Annotated in this window: 13 protein-coding genes; 8 read left to right on the top strand and 5 right to left on the bottom strand. The window is 68.6% G+C overall.

From position 1 onward, the window contains the following. Positions 1-179 precede the first annotated feature (179 nt). Positions 180-2,075, bottom strand: coding sequence for a sigma-54-dependent Fis family transcriptional regulator (locus H7A86_RS00545; RefSeq protein WP_119130071.1), 1,896 nt, complete (start codon positions 2,073-2,075; stop codon positions 180-182). Positions 2,076-2,314: 239 nt separating this feature from the next. Between H7A86_RS00545 and adh the strand changes: the two genes are divergently transcribed. From adh to H7A86_RS00560, 3 genes are all read left to right on the top strand, one after another. Further along, on the top strand, positions 2,315-3,844 hold the full coding sequence (gene adh, locus H7A86_RS00550; protein WP_119130072.1) for an aldehyde dehydrogenase: 1,530 nt from the start codon (positions 2,315-2,317) through the stop codon (positions 3,842-3,844). Positions 3,845-3,979: 135 nt separating this feature from the next. After that, positions 3,980-5,008 carry an alcohol dehydrogenase AdhP gene (gene adhP / locus H7A86_RS00555; protein ID WP_119130073.1) on the top strand — a complete coding sequence of 343 codons (1,029 nt, stop codon included), beginning with the start codon at positions 3,980-3,982 and terminating at the stop codon, positions 5,006-5,008. Between the two features lie 21 nt (positions 5,009-5,029). Next, positions 5,030-5,425: a DUF779 domain-containing protein gene (locus tag H7A86_RS00560; RefSeq protein WP_104584477.1), complete on the top strand. Its 396-nt coding sequence runs from the start codon at positions 5,030-5,032 to the stop codon at positions 5,423-5,425. A gap of 50 nt (positions 5,426-5,475) precedes the next feature. On the opposite strand, the gene H7A86_RS00565 is transcribed toward H7A86_RS00560, so the two are convergent. Beyond that, entirely contained in the window at positions 5,476-5,655 is a 180-nt protein-coding gene (locus tag H7A86_RS00565; protein ID WP_104584475.1) for a hypothetical protein, read from the bottom strand. A 154-nt stretch (positions 5,656-5,809) separates the two neighbouring features. Here H7A86_RS00565 and ku point away from each other — a divergent pair, with 154 nt between their 5' ends. Beyond that, entirely contained in the window at positions 5,810-6,769 is a 960-nt protein-coding gene (gene ku / locus H7A86_RS00570; RefSeq protein WP_104650497.1) for a non-homologous end joining protein Ku, read from the top strand. A 9-nt stretch (positions 6,770-6,778) separates the two neighbouring features. Next, positions 6,779-9,535, top strand: a complete 2,757-nt coding sequence (gene ligD / locus H7A86_RS00575) for a DNA ligase D (protein WP_119130074.1) — start codon at positions 6,779-6,781, stop codon at positions 9,533-9,535. Between the two features lie 375 nt (positions 9,536-9,910). Here the strand turns inward: ligD and lldD are convergent, their stop codons facing one another. Continuing rightward, positions 9,911-11,071, bottom strand: coding sequence for an FMN-dependent L-lactate dehydrogenase LldD (lldD, locus tag H7A86_RS00580; protein ID WP_119130075.1), 1,161 nt, complete (start codon positions 11,069-11,071; stop codon positions 9,911-9,913). A gap of 244 nt (positions 11,072-11,315) precedes the next feature. Between lldD and H7A86_RS00585 the strand changes: the two genes are divergently transcribed. From H7A86_RS00585 to H7A86_RS00595, 3 genes are all read left to right on the top strand, one after another. Then, positions 11,316-12,419, top strand: a complete 1,104-nt coding sequence (locus H7A86_RS00585) for a sensor histidine kinase (protein WP_232099163.1) — start codon at positions 11,316-11,318, stop codon at positions 12,417-12,419. Beyond that, on the top strand, positions 12,416-13,048 hold the full coding sequence (locus H7A86_RS00590; protein ID WP_104584465.1) for a response regulator transcription factor: 633 nt from the start codon (positions 12,416-12,418) through the stop codon (positions 13,046-13,048). The genes H7A86_RS00585 and H7A86_RS00590 overlap by 4 nt, the downstream gene beginning before the upstream one ends. Before the next feature lie 301 nt (positions 13,049-13,349). Further along, positions 13,350-13,799, top strand: a complete 450-nt coding sequence (locus H7A86_RS00595; protein WP_232099165.1) for a hypothetical protein — start codon at positions 13,350-13,352, stop codon at positions 13,797-13,799. A gap of 295 nt (positions 13,800-14,094) precedes the next feature. On the opposite strand, the gene H7A86_RS00600 is transcribed toward H7A86_RS00595, so the two are convergent. Next, positions 14,095-14,499 carry a hypothetical protein gene (locus H7A86_RS00600; RefSeq protein WP_104584463.1) on the bottom strand — a complete coding sequence of 135 codons (405 nt, stop codon included), beginning with the start codon at positions 14,497-14,499 and terminating at the stop codon, positions 14,095-14,097. Continuing rightward, positions 14,496-17,846 carry an nSTAND1 domain-containing NTPase gene (locus H7A86_RS00605; protein WP_119130077.1) on the bottom strand — a complete coding sequence of 1,117 codons (3,351 nt, stop codon included), beginning with the start codon at positions 17,844-17,846 and terminating at the stop codon, positions 14,496-14,498. Before H7A86_RS00605 ends, H7A86_RS00600 begins: the two co-directional genes overlap by 4 nt. Between the last annotated feature and the right edge of the window lie 29 nt (positions 17,847-17,875).

A 17,875-nucleotide genomic window follows, 5' to 3' on the forward strand; every position in this document is an offset into this window, starting at 1 on the left:
ATGCGCCGAGCTGGCTCGCGTCGGCGTTTCCCGTTGCCCACACGCCGCCGTTTGCGTCGAGGAATACAGCATGACGCACGCCGGCAGTGATGGCGGCCGCGAAGGGGTCTTGCCGGTGTGCATGCGCATCCGTGCGCTCCCGGGCCGCATCGGTGGGCGATGCGCTTGCGCGCCCGGTGTCAGGCCCGTTGCGGGCCGAGCCGGCGATACAGCGTGCTGCGGCTGATGCCGAGCCTGCGTGCCGCCTTCGCGACATTGCCGCCGCAGGCGTCCAGCGCCTGCCGCATCGCCGCCTGTGCCAGCTGCTCCAGGCTATCGGCCGGTGCCGGTGCCGGTGCCGGTGTCGGTGCGGCAGCGGCGACCGCCGACACTGCGGTCCGGGTGGCGAGGTAGCCCGGCAGCGCGTCGCGGTCGATGCGCTCGCCGGGTTCGCTCAGCGCCACCAGCGTGCGCAGGCAGGCCGAGAGCTGGCGCAGGTTGCCCGGCCAGTCGTAGTCGGCCAGGACCTGCAGCGCGTCGGCGCTGAGCCGGCGGCCCTGGCCCAGGCGCTGCCACAGCTCTTGCACCAGCAGCGGGCGGTCGGCGTGCGCGCGCAGCGCCGGCAGCGCCACGACATGATGGGCGATGCGGTAGTACAGGTCGGCGCGGAAGCGGCCGTCGGCGATTGCCGCTTGCAGGTCCTGGTGGGTGGCGCAGACCAGCGCGAAATCCAGCCGCACCGGCTTGCCGCCACCCAGCGGCGACAGTTCGCGCTCCTGCAGCACGCGCAGCAGCCGCGGTTGCAGCGCCAGCGGCATGTCGCCGATTTCGTCGAGAAACAGCACCCCGCCCTCGGCCTGGCGCAGCAGCCCCGGGCTGCCGTGCTTGCGCGCTCCGGTGAAGGCGCCGTCCTCGTAGCCGAACAGCTCGGCCTCGATCAGACCCTCGGGCAGCGCGGCGCAGTTCACCGCGACGAACGGGCGGGCAGCGCGCGTGCAGCGGCGGTGCAGCTCGCGCGCGAACACCTCCTTGCCGGTGCCGGTCTCGCCCTGCACCAGCACCGGGAGCTCGGCATCCAGCACCCGGCAGGCGCGCCCGAGCAGGCGCTCGATCTCGGCCTCGAATAGCGGTGCGTCGCGGTCACCGTCCTGGCGGGCGGCCGAGACCGTGATCGGTGGTTGCGTGGCGCGCCGGCGCGGCCGCGCGTCGCCGCGCTCGTCCACGCGCCCGTACAGGGCGCGGCCCTGGCGATCGAACAGGGCGCCGTCGTGGCGCAGCCGGGTCAGCGGCTCCTCGAACAGCGCGTCGTAGCGCGCGCGCCCCAGTTCGTGGCGCTCCAGCCCGAACAGCTGCAGGCCGGCGCGGTTGGCTGCCACCAGGCGCCCGCCGCGGAATGCCAGCAGGCCCTCGTGCGCGGTGCCGAGCAGGGCCGGGTCGTGGTGCACGCGCAGCAGTTCGCAATCGGCGATGCCGTCGTCGAAGTAGCGGTGCTCGATGCTGGCGACCGCGCGCCGCGCCAGTCCCAGCGCGTGGATGTGCTGCAGACGCGCGTCGCCGGAGATGTCGAGCACGCCCACCAACTGCCCGTAAGGGTCGAAGATCGGCGCCGCGGCACAGCTGAGGATGCCGTGCGGGGCGAGATAGTGCTCGCCGCCGCGGACCTCGATCGAGCGGCTCTCCACGATCGCGGTGCCGATGGCATTGGTGCCGAGCACGCTCTCGCTCCAACAGGCGCCGGGCATCAGCGCCACCCGCCCGGCGCGCTCGAGGAAGCCGGTGCTGCCCTCGGCATCGAGTATCCAGCCAGCCTCGTCGGTGAGCAGCACGACGCTGCCGGTGGCCGCTGCGTCGGCCGACAGCCCTTCCAGCTCGGCGCGCGCGCGCCGCCACAGGGTCTCGTGGCGTTCGCGCATCTCGCGCAGGCGTGCGGCGCTGACCGGTTCGATCGCCGGTGTCGCCTCGGCGGCCAGGCCCTGGCGCTGGCAGCGTCGCCACGACTGCAGGATCGCGTCCGGTACCTGCCCGGCCGGCATTGCGCCGTGCTCGAAGAACGAGCGCCGCGCACGGCCCAGCTGCTGCTCCGTCGACATCGCCATCCGCCACCTCGTGTCGCAATTTGCGACAGTCCAGAAGATCACTGTCGCGATAAACACCATGTTTGCGGACACAGCGCAAGCGCCGCGCGTGATGCGCCGCAGCGAAGACCTCCACTATCGGCCGCACCCGCGGCGCGATCGGGCGTGACGCAATGCAGCAGGGAAAACCTGGCATCACCCTTGCGTGAAAGCGGAGACGCCCGTCACGGGCTTCTTCCCATGTACCGCAGGAGACACCGATGAACGCCGTCACATCCGCCAAGCCGCTGAACACCGACCCGCAGTCCATTTTCAAGCCGCGCTACGACAACTTCATCGGCGGCAAGTGGGTGGCGCCGCACAGTGGCCAGTATTTCGACAACACCACGCCGATCAACGGCAAGGTGTTCACCGCGATCGCGCGCTCCAACGCGCAGGACATCGAAGCGGCGCTGGATGCGGCGCATGCGGCCAGGGACGCCTGGGGCAAGACCTCCACCACCGACCGCGCCAACGTGCTGCTCAGGATCGCCGACCGCATCGAGCAGAATCTGGAACTGCTCGCCTATGCCGAGACCTGGGACAACGGCAAGCCGGTGCGCGAGACGCTCAATGCCGACGTGCCGCTGTGCGTGGATCATTTTCGCTATTTCGCCGGTGCCATCCGCGCGCAGGAAGGCGGCATCTCCGAGATCGACAGCGACACCATCGCCTATCACTTCCACGAACCGCTCGGCGTGGTCGGGCAGATCATCCCGTGGAATTTTCCGCTGCTGATGGCGTGCTGGAAGCTCGCACCGGCGCTGGCCGCCGGCAACTGCGTGGTGATGAAGCCGGCCGAGCAGACCCCGGCCTCGATCCTGGTGCTGATGGACGTCATCGGCGACCTGTTGCCGCCCGGCGTGCTCAACGTGGTCAACGGCTTTGGCCTGGAGGCGGGCAAGCCGCTGGCCAGCAACCCGCGCATCGCCAAGATCGCCTTCACCGGCGAAACCACCACCGGCCGGCTGATCATGCAGTACGCCAGCCAGAACCTGATCCCGGTGACGCTGGAGCTGGGCGGCAAATCGCCGAACATCTTCTTTGCCGATGTCATGGCCGAAGACGACGACTTTCTCGACAAGGCGGTGGAAGGCTTCGTGCTGTTCGCCTTCAACCAGGGCGAGGTGTGCACCTGCCCCTCGCGTGCGCTGATCCAGGAATCGATCTACGACAAATTCATGGAAAAGGCGCTGGCGCGTGTGGCCGCGATCAAGCAGGGCAACCCGCTGGATCCCAACACCATGGTCGGCGCGCAGGCCTCCAGCGAGCAGCTGGAAAAGATCCTGTCCTACATCGATATCGGCAAGCAGGAGGGCGCGCAGGTGCTGATCGGTGGCGAGCGCAACACGCTCGACGGCGAGCTGTCCGGGGGCTTCTACGTCAAGCCGACGGTGTTCAAGGGCCATAACAAGATGCGCGTGTTCCAGGAAGAGATCTTCGGCCCGGTGGTGTCGGTGACCACCTTCAAGGACGAGGCCGAGGCCCTGGCGATCGCCAACGACACGCTGTACGGCCTGGGTGCCGGCGTGTGGAGCCGCGATGCCTCCCGGCTGTACCGCATGGGCCGCGCAATCCAGGCCGGGCGCGTGTGGACCAACTGCTACCACGCCTATCCGGCGCATGCTGCGTTCGGCGGTTACAAGCAGTCCGGCATCGGCCGCGAGAATCACAAGATGATGCTCGACCATTACCAGCAGACCAAGAACCTGCTGGTGAGCTATTCGCCCAAGGCGCTGGGCTTCTTCTGACACCCATGCCGGTCGCGCGCGTGCGCGGCGACGATCGGCTGGCGCCGCGCGTCCGCACCGCGGCGTTGACCTCGATCAAGGCCCCGGTTGCGGCCCGGGGCTAAGGTTCCTCAACGACAGCAACAGGAGTGCAATGTGGATAAGACGATGAAAGCTGCAGTGGTACGCGAGTTCGGCAAGCCTCTGGTGATCGAGGAGGTGCAGGTGCCGCGTCCGGCCGCCGGCGATATCCTGGTCAAGATCGAAGCCTGTGGCGTCTGCCACACCGACCTGCACGCCGCCGAAGGCGACTGGCCGGTCAAGCCGAACCCGCCCTTCATTCCCGGCCACGAAGGTGTTGGCAACGTGGTGGCGGTCGGCGAAGGCGTCAAGCACATCAAGGAAGGCGACCGCGTCGGCATCCCGTGGCTGTACTCGGCTTGCGGGCATTGCGAGCACTGCCTGGGTGGCTGGGAAACCCTGTGCGAGGCGCAGCAGAACAGCGGCTACTCGGTCAACGGCGGCTTCGCGCAGTACGCGCTGGCCAATGCCGACTACGTCGGCCTCCTGCCCAAGGGCATCGGCTTCGTCGAGGTCGCGCCGATCCTTTGCGCGGGCGTCACCGTCTACAAGGGCCTGAAGGTCACCGAGACCAAGCCGGGTCAGTGGGTCGTGATTTCCGGCATCGGCGGGCTCGGCCACATGGCAGTGCAATATGCCAAGGCGATGGGAATGAACGTGGCCGCAGTGGATGTGGACAACACCAAGCTGGCACTGGCCAGGCGCCTGGGCGCAACGGTGACGGTCAATGCGCGCACCACCGATCCGGTGGCGTACCTCAAGAAGGAAATCGGCGGCGCACACGGCGCGTTGGTCACCGCGGTATCGCCCAAGGCGTTCGAGCAGGCGATCGGCATGGTGCGGCGTGGCGGCACGGTGTCGCTCAACGGCCTGCCACCGGGCCAGTTCCCGCTGGACATCTTCGGCATGGTGCTCAATGGCGTGACCGTGCGCGGCTCGATCGTCGGAACCCGGCTGGACCTGCAGGAGTCGCTTGCCTTCGCCGAGCAGGGCAAGGTCGCGGCGACCGTGGCCACCGACACCCTGGACAACATCAACGACGTGTTCGCGCGCATGCACGCCGGAACGATCGAGGGGCGTATCGTGCTCGACATGGCGGCCTGACCGCGCCGCAGGAGGCAGACGATGCAGGGCACCACCACGCAGACAGACCCGCCGTTGCAGGTGATGGCCACGCTGGCGGCGTTGCAGCTGATCGACACGCTGCGCGCGCGCCACGGCGATGTGCTGTTCCATCAATCCGGCGGCTGCTGCGACGGCTCCTCGCCGATGTGTTTTCCGGTGGGCGATTTCATCGTCGGCGACCGCGACGTGCTGCTGGGCGAGATCGGCGGCGCGCCGTTCTACATCAGCCCCTCGCAGTTCGACTACTGGAAGCACACCCAGCTGATCATCGACGTGGTGCCGGGCCGCGGCGGCATGTTCTCGCTGGAAAACGGCGAGGGCGTGCGCTTTCTGGTGCGCTCGCGCCTGTTTGCCGATGAGGAATTTGCCCGGCTGCAGCAGGCAGGGCGGGCGTAACCCGCACCCGCCCGGCTGCTGCGGCCGGGCGGGTGTTCAGCCGGCGGTCGTCAGCGGTCTGCCACGGTCGACGGCGCGGTGCCCGGCTTCTTGGCCGGGGTGTCGCCATTGGCCGGAATCAGCGTGTCGGGCGCATCGCCGGCACCGCGGTCTTCGTAGTGCTCGGCATCGCGCTTGCCGTGCTGTTCGCCCGGCTGGGCCGGTTGCTCGCGTAGCGGGTCACGGGACATGCGGTTCTCCTGGAAGTCGAGAGGGATGCGCAGTTCACCGCGTACCGGGTGAAGGGGGCGCAGTGGCAGCTGCAGACACATGGCTCACGCATGGATCACGGTGGCCGCGCTACAGCTATGGGCTACCCCAAACAGCACCCGGAGTCACACGCCGATGGCACGACCGATCTGGACCGGAACCCTGTCGTTCGGCTTGCTCAATGTGCCGGTGTCGTTGATGTCGGGCGAGCGCAAGGTGGACCTGCATTTCCGCATGCTCGACTCGCGCGACAAGAAGCCGATCCGCTTCGAGCGCGTCAACGCCGACACCGGCGACGAGGTGCCGTGGAAAGAGATCGTCAAGGCCTTCGAGTACGACAAGGGCAGCTATGTCATCGTCGAGGAGCAGGACATCCGCTCGGCCTCGCCGGAGAGCCACGAGACGGTGGAGGTGGAAACCTTCGTCGATGCCGCCGACATCGACCCGCGCTATTTCGAAAAGCCCTACATCCTGGTGCCCGGCAAGAAGGCCGAAAAGGGCTACGTGCTGCTGCGCGAGACGCTGCGCGACACCGGCAAGGTGGGCATCGCCAAGGTGGTGATCCGCACGCGCGAATACCTGGCCGCGGTGATGCCGCAGGGCGATGCCTTGATCCTGCTGCTGCTGCGCTACCAGCAGGAAGTGGTGGACCCGCAGGACTTCAAGTTGCCGGCCGGCGCGGTGGGTGAGTACCGCATCACGCCCAAGGAACAGGAGATGGCCAAACAGCTGATCGAGTCGATGTCCGGCACCTGGCAGCCGGAGGACTACCACGACGAATTCCGCGGCAAGCTCGAGCAGATCCTGCGCAAGCGCATCCAGGCCAAGGGTGGCACCACCACCGTAGATGTCGAGCCGCCGCAGCACGAGGACGCCACCACCAACGTGGTCGACTTCATGTCGCTGCTGCAGAAGAGCCTGCAGGCCAACACGCGCACGCCGGCCAAGAAGAGCAGCGCCCCGGCAACCGCGCCAGCCAAGAAGACCGCCAAGACCGCCGCCAAGAAAGTGGCCAAGAAGGCCACCAAGAAGACTGCGGGCAAGGCCACCAAGGCCACGGCCAGCAAGGCAGCGCCGCGCCGCAAGGCCGGATAGGCCCAGTCCATGTCACTGCGCGACTACAACGCCAAACGCCGCTTCGACCAGACCCCGGAGCCGGCCGGCGACACGCCCGCACGCGCCAGCAAGCAGCCGATCTTCGTGGTGCAACTGCATCACGCCAGCTCGCGTCATTACGACTTCCGTCTGGAACTCGACGGCGTGCTCAAGAGCTGGGCCGTGCCCAAGGGACCCTCGTTGCGCGTGGGCGAAAAACGCCTGGCGGTAGAGGTGGAAGACCACCCGCTGTCGTACGCCAGCTTCGCGGGCGATATCCCGCAAGGCCATTACGGCGCCGGGCATGTGGAGGTGTTCGACCACGGGCATTGGCAGTGCGAAGGCGATGCGTTGGCGGCGCTGGACGCCGGCAAGCTGGAATTCGAACTGCGGGGCTCATTGCTGCGCGGTGGCTTCGCCTTGGTGCGCACGCAGATGCGTGGCGGCAAACCGCAGTGGCTGTTGTTCAAGCGCAGTGATGCGTATGCGGCCGATCTGGATGCCGATGCGCTGGTGGCGCAGCAGGCGGCCGGCGCATCGGCAGCGGCCGCCCCGGCGACGCGTGCCAAGGCCAGCCGGGCTCGGCGTGCACCAGCGGCAAAAACGAGCGCCGCAACGTCGCCTGCGGCCAGCAAACGTGCACGCCCAGCGCGTGCACGTTCCGCGCAATGGCATACCCGCGCCCTGGCGCTGGACGGCGCCCGCGACGCGCCATGCCCCACCGAGCTGCGCGCGCAACTGACCTTGCTGCGCGAGCAGGCGCCCGATGGCGAGCGCTGGTTGCACGAGATCAAGTGGGACGGCTACCGCCTGCTGGCCGATCTGGTCGATGGCGAGGTGCAGCTGCGCTCGCGCAACGACCAGGCCTGGACGCAGCGCTTCCCGGAGGTGGTGCGCGCAGTGCAGGCCTTGCCGGTGCGCGATGCGCGCCTGGATGGCGAGCTGGTGGTGCTGGATGCCAAGGGGCGCACCGATTTCTCGGCGCTGCAGCGTGCGCTCGATGGCAGCGCCGTGCAGCCGCTGCGCTACATCGTGTTCGACCTGCTGGGCGTGGCCGGGGTGGACCTGCGCGATACCCCGTTGCTGCAACGCAAGCAGTTGCTGCGCGAGTTGCTGGGCGATGCGCCGGGCACACTGGCGTTCAGCGACCATGTGATCGGCCATGGCCCGGAGGTCTTCGCGGCCAGCGCCGGCACCGGCTGGGAAGGCATCGTCAGCAAGCTCGCCGATGCGCCCTACCGTGCAGGACGCAGCGCCGATTGGGTCAAGACCAAGCACGAGGACAGCGACGAGTTCGTGGTGGTGGGGTACACCGATCCCAAGGGCGCACGCAGCGGCTTTGGCGCCTTGCTGATGGCGCAGCGCGACGGCAAGACGCTGCGTTATGTCGGGCGTGTGGGCACCGGGTTCGACGATGCCTTGCTCGGCAAGATCACCGCGCTGCTGCAGGCGCTGCACAGCGACACCGCCACGCTGGAATTGCCCACGCACATCCCGGGGCGGCCACGCGATGTGCATTGGGTCCGGCCGGTGCTGATCGCCGAGGTCGCCTTCCGCGGCTGGGCGAAGGAAGGCCTGCTGCGGCAGGCTGCGTTCAAGCGTCTACGTGAGGACAAACCCATGAGCGAGTTGGGCGGCGACCGCGCCACGCCGGGCAAGGCGCGTGCTGCGGGCAAACGTGGTGCGGCAACGGCCGCTGCGCCGGCGCGCACGACGGCGACCAGGAAAACATCCAGAACGACAGTCGACGCATCCACCAGCACCACCAGCAAACGCACGCGTTCGACGGCATCGAAGACGACCGCGACCACGACATCCAAAAAGGCGGCGGCCACGTCCACGGCGTCCAAGTCCACAACATCCAAATCCAAATCTACGTCCACGTCCATGTCGACAGACGGCATCACCATCACCCATCCAGAGCGGGTGGTGTTCCCCGCAGCGGGCATCAGCAAGGGCGAGGTGGCCGACTACTACCGGGCAGTGGCGCCGCTGGTGCTGGCGGAGATCGCACGCCGGCCCCTGTCGCTGCTGCGCTGCCCCGATGGCGCCGGTGGCGATTGCTTCTTCCAGAAGCACGAAGGCCGCCACCTGGGTACGCACATCAAGGCGATTCCGCTGCAGCAAAAAAGCGGCGCCGAGGATTACATCTATGTCGAAGATGCCGCCGGCTTGCTCGAGCTGGTGCAGATGAACACGCTGGAGCTGCATCCCTGGGGCGCGCAGGTCGACGATCCGGAGCATCCGGATCGGCTGGTGTTCGACCTGGACCCCGGCGAGGCGGTGTCCTGGGCCGACGTGGTGGCTGCCGCGCGCGATATCCGCGCCAAGCTGCGCAGCGCGGGGCTGGAAAGCGCGGTGCGCCTGTCCGGCGGCAAGGGCCTGCATGTGGTGGTGCCGATCGTGCCGGAAGCGGACTGGGAGCAGGCGCGCGATTTCTGCGAGGCATTCGCCCAGGCGCTGGCAACGCATGCTCCTGACCGCTATGTGGCCACCATGAGCAAGGCCAAGCGCCACGGCGTGATCTTCGTCGACTGGCTGCGCAACGGGCGCGGCAACACCAGCGTCTGTTCGTGGTCGCTGCGCGCGCGCGAAAAAGCCACCGTCGCCGTCCCGCTACGCTGGGAAGAACTCGGCAAGATCAGCGGCCCGGACGCCTTCCCGATGGACAAGGCGCTGGAACGCGCCAGGCGCCAACGCGCAGATCCCTGGGCCTCGGTGCTGGCGTTGCAGCAATCCTTGCCTACCGGCGGCGATAAGAACTAAGCGTGTCTAACAAACCTACTGCCTAGCGGCGAGGCGGGCGCGGCGTGTGCTGGGAGTCGGCATGGAGTACTCGCAGCTTCAGATTCTGAGTGCGGCGTCCACGCGTGCATGACGATCGCTTCAACGCGTCGTTATTCGAATTATCCAATAGGTGCGCATCACACCCAGCGCTTGACCATGCGCACCGACCATCTTGACTGGCCCTTGCCCGCCCACCGTCGCGGGACCTTACGCGGCATGGATGCCGCGTAAGAGCCTACAGGGACGTACTTGCGGCGTGTCCCGCGATGGTGGGCGGGCAAGGGCCCTGCAGCCAAGCCGCAGATCATCCGCTCTTCTACCGACGTATCTCGATTCCCCGATTCCCGATTCCCGTCAAGGCGAAACCGCACGCTCCCGCGTCACCCGGCTCAACGCATCGCTGCTGATCTCGGCAATTGAATGGGTGCCGGTCAAGGTCATCGCCACGCGCATCTCGCGTTCGATCAGGGTCAGCAGATTCTCCACTCCAGCTTGTCCGTCGGCCGCCAGCGCATAGACGAACGCGCGCCCCAGCAGCACCGCATCGGCGCCCAGCGCCAGCATGCGCACCACATCCAGCCCGCTGCGGATGCCCGAGTCGGCCAGGATCTTCAGCTGCCCCTTCACCGCATCGGCAATGGCCGGCAATGCGCGCGCGCTGGACAGCACGCCGTCGAGCTGGCGGCCGCCATGGTTGGACACCACGATGCCGTCGGCGCCGAAGCGCACCGCATCGCGCGCATCGTCCGGGTCCAGGATGCCCTTGATCACCATCGGCCCGGTCCAGAACTCGCGGATCCATTCGAGGTCTTTCCAGGCGATGGAGGGGTCGAAGTTGGCGCCCAGCCAGCCGATGTAGTCCTGCAGGCCGGTCGGGCTGCCGCGGTAGGTCGAGATATTACCCAGGTCGTGCGGGCGACCCAGCAATCCCACGTCCCAGGCCCAGCGCGGATGCGTCACCGCCTGCAGCATGCGCCGCAGCGACGCGTTGGGCCCGCTCATGCCCGAGTGCGCATCGCGGTAGCGCGCGCCCGGCGTGGGCATGTCCACGGTGAACACCAGCGTGGTCACCCCGGCCGCCTTGGCGCGCTCCAGCGCGTTGCGCATGAAGCCGCGGTCCTTGAGCACGTACAGCTGGAACCACATCGGCCGCGTGATCGCCGGCGCCACTTCCTCGATCGGGCACACCGACACCGTGGACAACGTAAACGGGATCCCGCGTGCGGCCGCCGCGCGCGCGGCCTGCACTTCGCCACGGCGCGCGTACATGCCGGTCAGCCCGACCGGCGCCAGTGCCACCGGCATCGCCAGCGTCTCGCCGAACAGCTCGGTGCCCAGGCTCAGGTCCGACATGTTGCGCAGCACCCGCTGGCGCAGCGCGATATCGGCCAGATCCGCGACATTGCGCCGCAAGGTGTGCTCGGCGTACGCCCCGCCATCGATGTAGTGGAACAGGAAGGGCGGCAGGCGCGCCTGCGCGGCGGCACGGTAGTCGGAAGCGGCGGAAATGATCATCGAAGACGCACGGCAGCTGCGGGTAGCCGCTGAGTGTAAGACCATCGGTGGGGCGGGTGGACGGCTGCGCGCCCGGCCGGCTGCAAGCGGGCAGGGCGTGCTTCCGTGACGATGGGGCGGCGTGGCAAGGTGCGGCCGCGCCGCAGCGACGACAGCGACGACAGGGCCGCGCGCCCACCTGCCGGAAGTCACTTTCTGCCTCCGTGCCATTGCCGCGCGGCCGCGCGGCCGTCAGCATCGCCGCATGACCTCGTCCCTGTTTCATTGCTTGCAACCGCTGCGTCTGGCCGGCGCGTTCACCATTGCCGCGGTGGCATTGTCGTTCGTGCCCGACGCCTCACCGCAGGGCGCCTGGCGCTGGGGCGTGCTGGCCGGCTTCACCGCCTTGTTTCTGCTGCATACCGTGTTGCCGCCGCTGCATGCGCTGCGCACTGTCGCCACGCTGCTGCAGGCGGCCATGGCCCTGCTGCTGGTCTGGATGGAGCCGCGTGCCGGCACCGCCCCGGTGTTGCTGGTCATGCTGGTGGCGCAGGCGGGCATGACCTGGCCGCCGGCGCGCGTGCTGCTGCTGGCGCTGGCGTTGAACGCGGGCATGTATGCGCTGCTGGTGCAGGCCGGGTTCGAGCGCCCGTGGTTGATCGTCGGCATCTACGCCGGTTTCCAGGCCTTCGCCGCGCTGACCGCGCATTACGCACGCACTGCCGAGCGCACCCGCGACGCGCTGGCCTACGTCAATGCCGACCTGCTGGCCACCCGCGCGCTGCTGGCCGACAGCGCGCGCGACGCCGAACGCCTGCGCCTGGCGCGCGAGCTGCACGATGTGGCCGGGCACAAGCTCACCGCCATGCGCATCAATCTGCGCCTGCTCGGCGCCGACCCGGCATTGGCACGGCGCGAGGAGATCGCGGTGGTGGAGCGGTTGTCGGCCGACCTGCTGGCGGACATCCGCAACGTGGTGCAGTCGCTGCGCGACGACCAGGGCCTGGATCTGCAGACCGCCTTGCGCGCGCTGGCCGCACCGTTCCCGCGCCCGGCGCTGCGCCTGCAGATCGACCCGGCGGTGCGCATCACCGATGCCCGCGTGGCCGAGCTGCTGTTGCGGCTGGTGCAGGAGGCGCTGACCAACGCCGTGCGGCATGCCGACGCCAACGAGGTGGCCGTGCACCTGCACTGCGAGGGCGCGCAGCTGCACGTGGACATCCGCGACGATGGCCGCCGCGCCGAGCGCATCCGCGAAGGCAACGGCATCACCGGCATGCGCGAACGCCTGGCCGCCCTGCACGGGCGGCTTGAGCTCGGCCGCACCGCCCAGGGCGGCATGCACCTGATGGCGAGGCTGCCGGCATGAGTCCACGTCGCATCGCGCTGGCCGATGACCAGGTCCTGGTCCGCGCCGGCCTGCGCGCGCTGTTGCAGCAGCAGGGCGTGGAGGTGGCCTGCGAGGCCGACGACGGCCAGGGCCTGCTGGACGCGCTCGCCAGCACCACCGTGGACGTGGTGCTCAGCGACATCCGCATGCCCGGCCTGGACGGCATCCAGGCGCTGCAGCAACTGCGCGCCCGTGGCGACCGCACCCCGGTACTGCTGCTGACCACCTTCGACGACAGCGACCTGCTGCTGCGTGCCACCGAGGCCGGCGCGCAGGGCTTCCTGCTCAAGGACGCCGCCCCGGAAGACCTGCGCGAGGCGATCGAGCGGGTCGCCAATGGCGAGACCCTGCTGCAGCCGGTCAGCACCGACCCGGTGCGCGCGCGTTACCAGTTCCGCGACCAGCAGCCCCCGCGCGAGACCTTCAGCGAGCGCGAGGTGGCGATCCTGCGCCTGCTCGCCGGCGGCTATTCCAACAAGGAGATCGCCCGCACCCTGTTCCTGGCCGAGGGCACGGTGAAGAACTACGTCTCCACCATCCTGGAAAAGCTCGGCACCCGCGACCGCACGCGCGCGGTGTTGAAGGCGATCACGTTGCGGGTGATTTGAGGGCGGGGATTGGGGAATCGGGAATCGGGATTGGGGAATCGTAAGAGCGGGGCTCTGCAGCGCTGCCGCCGCCGCGCGCGGGAACTGGCTCGACGCGCGGGCACATCGCCACCCGCCGCACGACGCTGTCTCGCCAGGTTGCATGGCATTGTTTTATAAGGAATTTCCGGGTTCCGGCAGGATGGGGCAGCAACCGTAAGGTTGCCGTCAGGTCGCGCGCGGGGCCGGGCAGGAAGGTTGTCCGGCGGCCACCGAGGTCGCCCGGGGACGCGCCGCGCTCCGGTCCGCTGCGGAGTCCGTCATGCGCCTGGTCCGGTACCTGTGGGTGTTGAGCGTCGTGCTGTCCACCAGCGCCTGGGCGGCGCCCACCCAGGCCGACTTGCCGATCGCCTGGGCCCAGGCCGCGCTGCATGTCCAGCCGCCAACCGAGCGCGACCTGCGGGTCAGCGTGGCGGCCTGCGCCGGGGCGGTGCGGGGCGCAGTGGCCCGCACCTGCGACGGCTGGTCCGCCCGCATCGATGCGCACGGGTGCGGCCCGGGACTGGGCTGTCGGCCATGGGCAGGGCGTGGTGCTGGCGACCTCCCCGCGGGCATGCCCGGCGCGTGGTCCACCCGCGGCCAGCTCAAGGTGGCCTTCAGCAACGGAGCCGAGCGGGATGACCGGCAGCAGGCGGTGACGAGCCACTGCGCCGCGCGCCTGACGGATGTCCCGGCCGGCACCCAACCGCACCCGCGGGACTGCGTGGGATGAGAGGGCCTCGCCAGGCGCTGTTGGCTTCAGCGCGGCAGGCTGGCTGTCGCCATCCACGGCTGGCCGGAGCACCCGGCAATACGCCCGCCAGCCAGGCGCAGCGAGCTCCATCGGGACCGCACGCAGGGTCCTCCCGTGGCAACGGGTGCGTGCGCAAGTCGACATCAGGAGCCAGCGGCCGTGGTGTATCCACCACCGGCCAAGGCCCTTGGGCGTGCGCACGCTGTGCCCTGCCCACGCATTGCGGCAACACACCGCCTGGTGGCGAAGCGCCAGGCGGGTGGCCAGGCAGGGCTTACTGCAGGGGCGGGGTTTCCTGCGGGTTGATCTGCGGATCGTTGCCAACCTGGGGATCGCAGCTGAACCAGGTCTTCTTGTCCTTGCGGCTTTCGTCTTCGACGATGATGGTCAGGAAGATCAGTGTCGGCACGCTATTGGCATTGCTGACCTGCACGCTGCGGCCGTCGGGGCTGATCGTGGGTTCTCCGATCTGTTTCAAGGCATCGGAACTCAACAGGCTCTTGATCTTGAAATGCCTGGGGACGACGTCTTCATCGAAGTAATACAGCAGGGTCGATGCCTTGTCGTGCTTATCCACGATCAGCAGGTCCGGGGCGAAGCTGTAGAAATATTCGCCGGCACCGGTGTTGCCGCCGAATCCCACCCGTGCCACGGTGAGTTTGATCTTGAAATCCGTCATGAGCTGTCCTGTTCCTTGAAAAGCGGGGCATAGAGGGAGACGAACCCCGGGTGGCGGTAGCCCGCCTGATACAGCCATCCGAGCTGTTGCGTAACGGCACTGCGCTGGCCCAGATGCACCTGCGCGCGAATCCAGGGGTCCAGCAGGGTCTTGTCGCGGCTGTTGCCGATGTCCTTGCCCAGCACCGCCACCGCGCGCTGCCATGCCGTGCGTGCACCGTCGTCGTCGCCGACGGCGGCGCGTTGTTCGCCATGCCACACCAGCGCTTGCGACAAGGCGGAGATGCCAAGCAGATCGTCGGGTCTGGCGCGATGCAGGGCATCCAGCCGCGCAACGATCTGATCAAGGTCGCCTGCGTGTGCGCCTGCGCGTCCGGTCTGTACGCGGTGCAGGCGCAGCGCAATGATGGCATCCAGCCATTGCCATTCGGGCAGCGGCTGGGCCTGTTGCAGCAGGCCAGCCATGGTCTGACGGGCCTGGCCAAGTTGCTGTTCGGCTTGACCGGGACGCCCATCCAACGCGGCCACCCAGCCAGCCTGCGCGTAGGCATGCGCCAGATCGCGTTGCCATGTGTTGTTGTCCGGCTGCAGCGCCACCAGCGGTTGCAACATCCGCACGCTGTCCTGCGCATCGGTCTGCGCCTGTGCCAGGTGACCCCGCGCCACCGCCAGGTTGGAGGTGCGGATCAACGAACCCGCCAGACGCCGTCGCCAGGCATTGGCATCGGGGTCGTTCTCGACCAGCACGCGCAACATCGCGATTTGATCGCGGTAGCCGTGCTCGGCAGGCGCCAGCAGGCCCTGGTTCTCCTGTGCCAAGCTGAGCCATGACAAACTGTCGATCAACTCGTAGCGCAACGACGAGTTGTCCGGAGCACGCGCGATCAGCATGCGCTTGAGCGAGATGTCGCGCGCGAAAAAACCGATCGCCGTCGTGGTATCGCCGCGTGTGGTGGCCAGCGTGCCGAGATTGTTGAGCGCGTACGACAGCTCCAGCTGCCAGCGTTGGTCATCCGGCGCCGTGCGCACCAGCCATTCACTGGCCGCCAGATACTGCGACCAGTAAGTCTGCGCCAACGGGAACTGCTTGCTGCGGTAGGCCATGTTTCCCAGCCAATACGCCGCCTGGCCCATTTCCGCGCGCGCCTCCAAGGTATCTGGCGCTCGCATGCGTGCCTGCTCGGCAGTGGCGGCCGCACGCGTGAATGCCGCCTGCGCCTGGTCCAGCTTGCCCTGGTTCATCAGCACTTCGCCGGTGGTGCGCAGCGCGCGGGCGTGGTTGACCAGATCGCCTGGCTGCATGCTCGCGCTGGGCAGGTCTTCCAGGTAGCGCAGCGCGCGGCTGCCCACGCTGTCGAGCAGTTTCAGATTGCCCACCGTGCGCAATTGCTCGGCCAGGTCGCCCAGCATGTAGCTCACCAGTTGCTGGGCCTGGTCGCGCCGTTCTTCAGCCACCTGCTGCGCCTGCCGCGCCTGCCAGCCCAGCAGCAGCGAGGCGCTTGCCAGCACCACCAGCATGCTTGCCGCCGCCGCATACAGGCCACGGCGGCGGCGCTGCGAGCGCTCGCAGGCATGCAGGAACGCGTGATCCAGCGCGTCCAGGTCCTGCGGCATGCGCCGCGCCGCCTCGCGCGCCTCGCTCAACGGGCGCCCGCTGTTGAGCAGGTGATCGCTGCGCCGGCCTTCGGCGGCCCAGCGTTGCGCAGCCAGTTGCAGCCGCTTGCGTGCCTGCAGCAGGCGGCGGTTTTCGTGGATCCAGTCGGCCGCGCGCGGCCATTGCCGCAGCAAGGCCTCGTGCGCGACCGCAAAGCCGGGCTCGCCCGCCACCAGCTCGCTGACGAACAGGCGCGCATGCACGAAGGCCTCCACCAGCACGCGCGCTGCGCCGTGCGCCGGCAGGGCCGACCACAGCGCCCGCCGCGCGGTCGCCGCATCGCTGTCGGGATGGATCACGCTCAGCACGCTCAGCACCTGGCCCAATGCCGCCTGCGCGGCAGCCGGCAAGGCACGGAAGGTGTGCTCGGCATGGTGCGCCAAGGCGCCTTCCAGCCCGCCCAATGCGCGGTAGGCGGCGAAGGTCAGCAGCCCGTCGTCGCTGCGTTGCGCATGCAAGGCATGCAACAGGTGCTGCAGCAGCGGCAAGGCATCGGGCTGGCGCGCGGTGGCATCGCGCAGCACATCGTCCAGCCGGCTGGCGCTGTCGCGCTCTTCTTCGAAGCGCAGCCCGGCCATCGCCGCCGGCACGCGGATGATCTGGCCGATCTCGCCGTCGCGTGGCGCCAGCAGATCCACGTGTCCGTCGCCGCGCTTGAGCTCCACGATCTGCGGCAAGGCGTCGATCAGGCGCGGGTAGAAATCGCTGCGGGTGAGCATCAGCACCGCCACCTGCGCGCTGTCGCACAGCGCCTGCAAGGCGGCGGCCAGTGCGGCGCGGTCGGCATCGGTGATCCCCGGCGTGGCCACCAGCGCTTCTGCGTGATCGATCACCAGCAGCAGATGGCGCTGGGTCTGTGCGCTGTCGCGCGCTGGCGTGCCTTGACGCATCGCTTCGGCAATGGCCGCATGCAGCGGTGCAGGGCGTTGCAGCCACTCGGGCAATGCCGCCATCTGCGCCGGCGAAAACACCGCGCGCCCGCCCGGTGCCCACTCGCCGAGCGCGCGCGCCAGCGTGTCGAGCACATCGCCGCCACGGCATTGGGCCAGGTTGCAGTACGCCACCGCGAGGGCTTGCAGGCCATCCAGCCCGCCGGGCTGCGCCAGCAACGGCACCACGCCGGCGCGCAGCAACGAGGTCTTGCCGCAACCGCTGGCACCGCTCACCAGCACCAGCCCGCGCTGGCTGTGCAATTGGGCGCGCAGCGCGCCCAGCACCTGCGCAATGGCATGGCTACGCCCGAAGAAGACCTCCGCATGCGCGGGATCGAAGGCCTGCAGCCCCACATACGGGTTGCCGTGTCCCCACACCTGCGCGCCCAGTACCGCACCGCGATAATCGTCGGGGAACACCACCTTGGGCAGCAGCCGGTAACCGCGCTTGCGGATGGTTTCGATGTAGCGCGGTTGGCGGCTGTCGTCGCCCAGCTTGCGGCGCAGTTGGGCGATGGTCTTGTGCACCGGGTTGTCGCCGTAAAAGCTGCCGTGCCACACCTCGATCAGCAGCTGCTCGGCGCTGACCACTTCGCCGGCCCGCTCGGCCAGCGCGATCAGCACTTCCATCATGCGCGGTTCCAGTGCGATGACCTGGCCGTCGTCGATCAGCACCAGCCGTTCCGGCGCGACCAGCAATGGCCCAAGCCGAAATCGCGGGACAGAGCCCAGCTGCGTGACGCGCTCGCTTCGAAGAGACATTCGCTCGGATACCGGTCGCACGGTGGGAG

This window comes from Xanthomonas euroxanthea (assembly GCF_903989455.1).
Classification (GTDB): Bacteria; Pseudomonadota; Gammaproteobacteria; order Xanthomonadales; family Xanthomonadaceae; genus Xanthomonas; species Xanthomonas euroxanthea.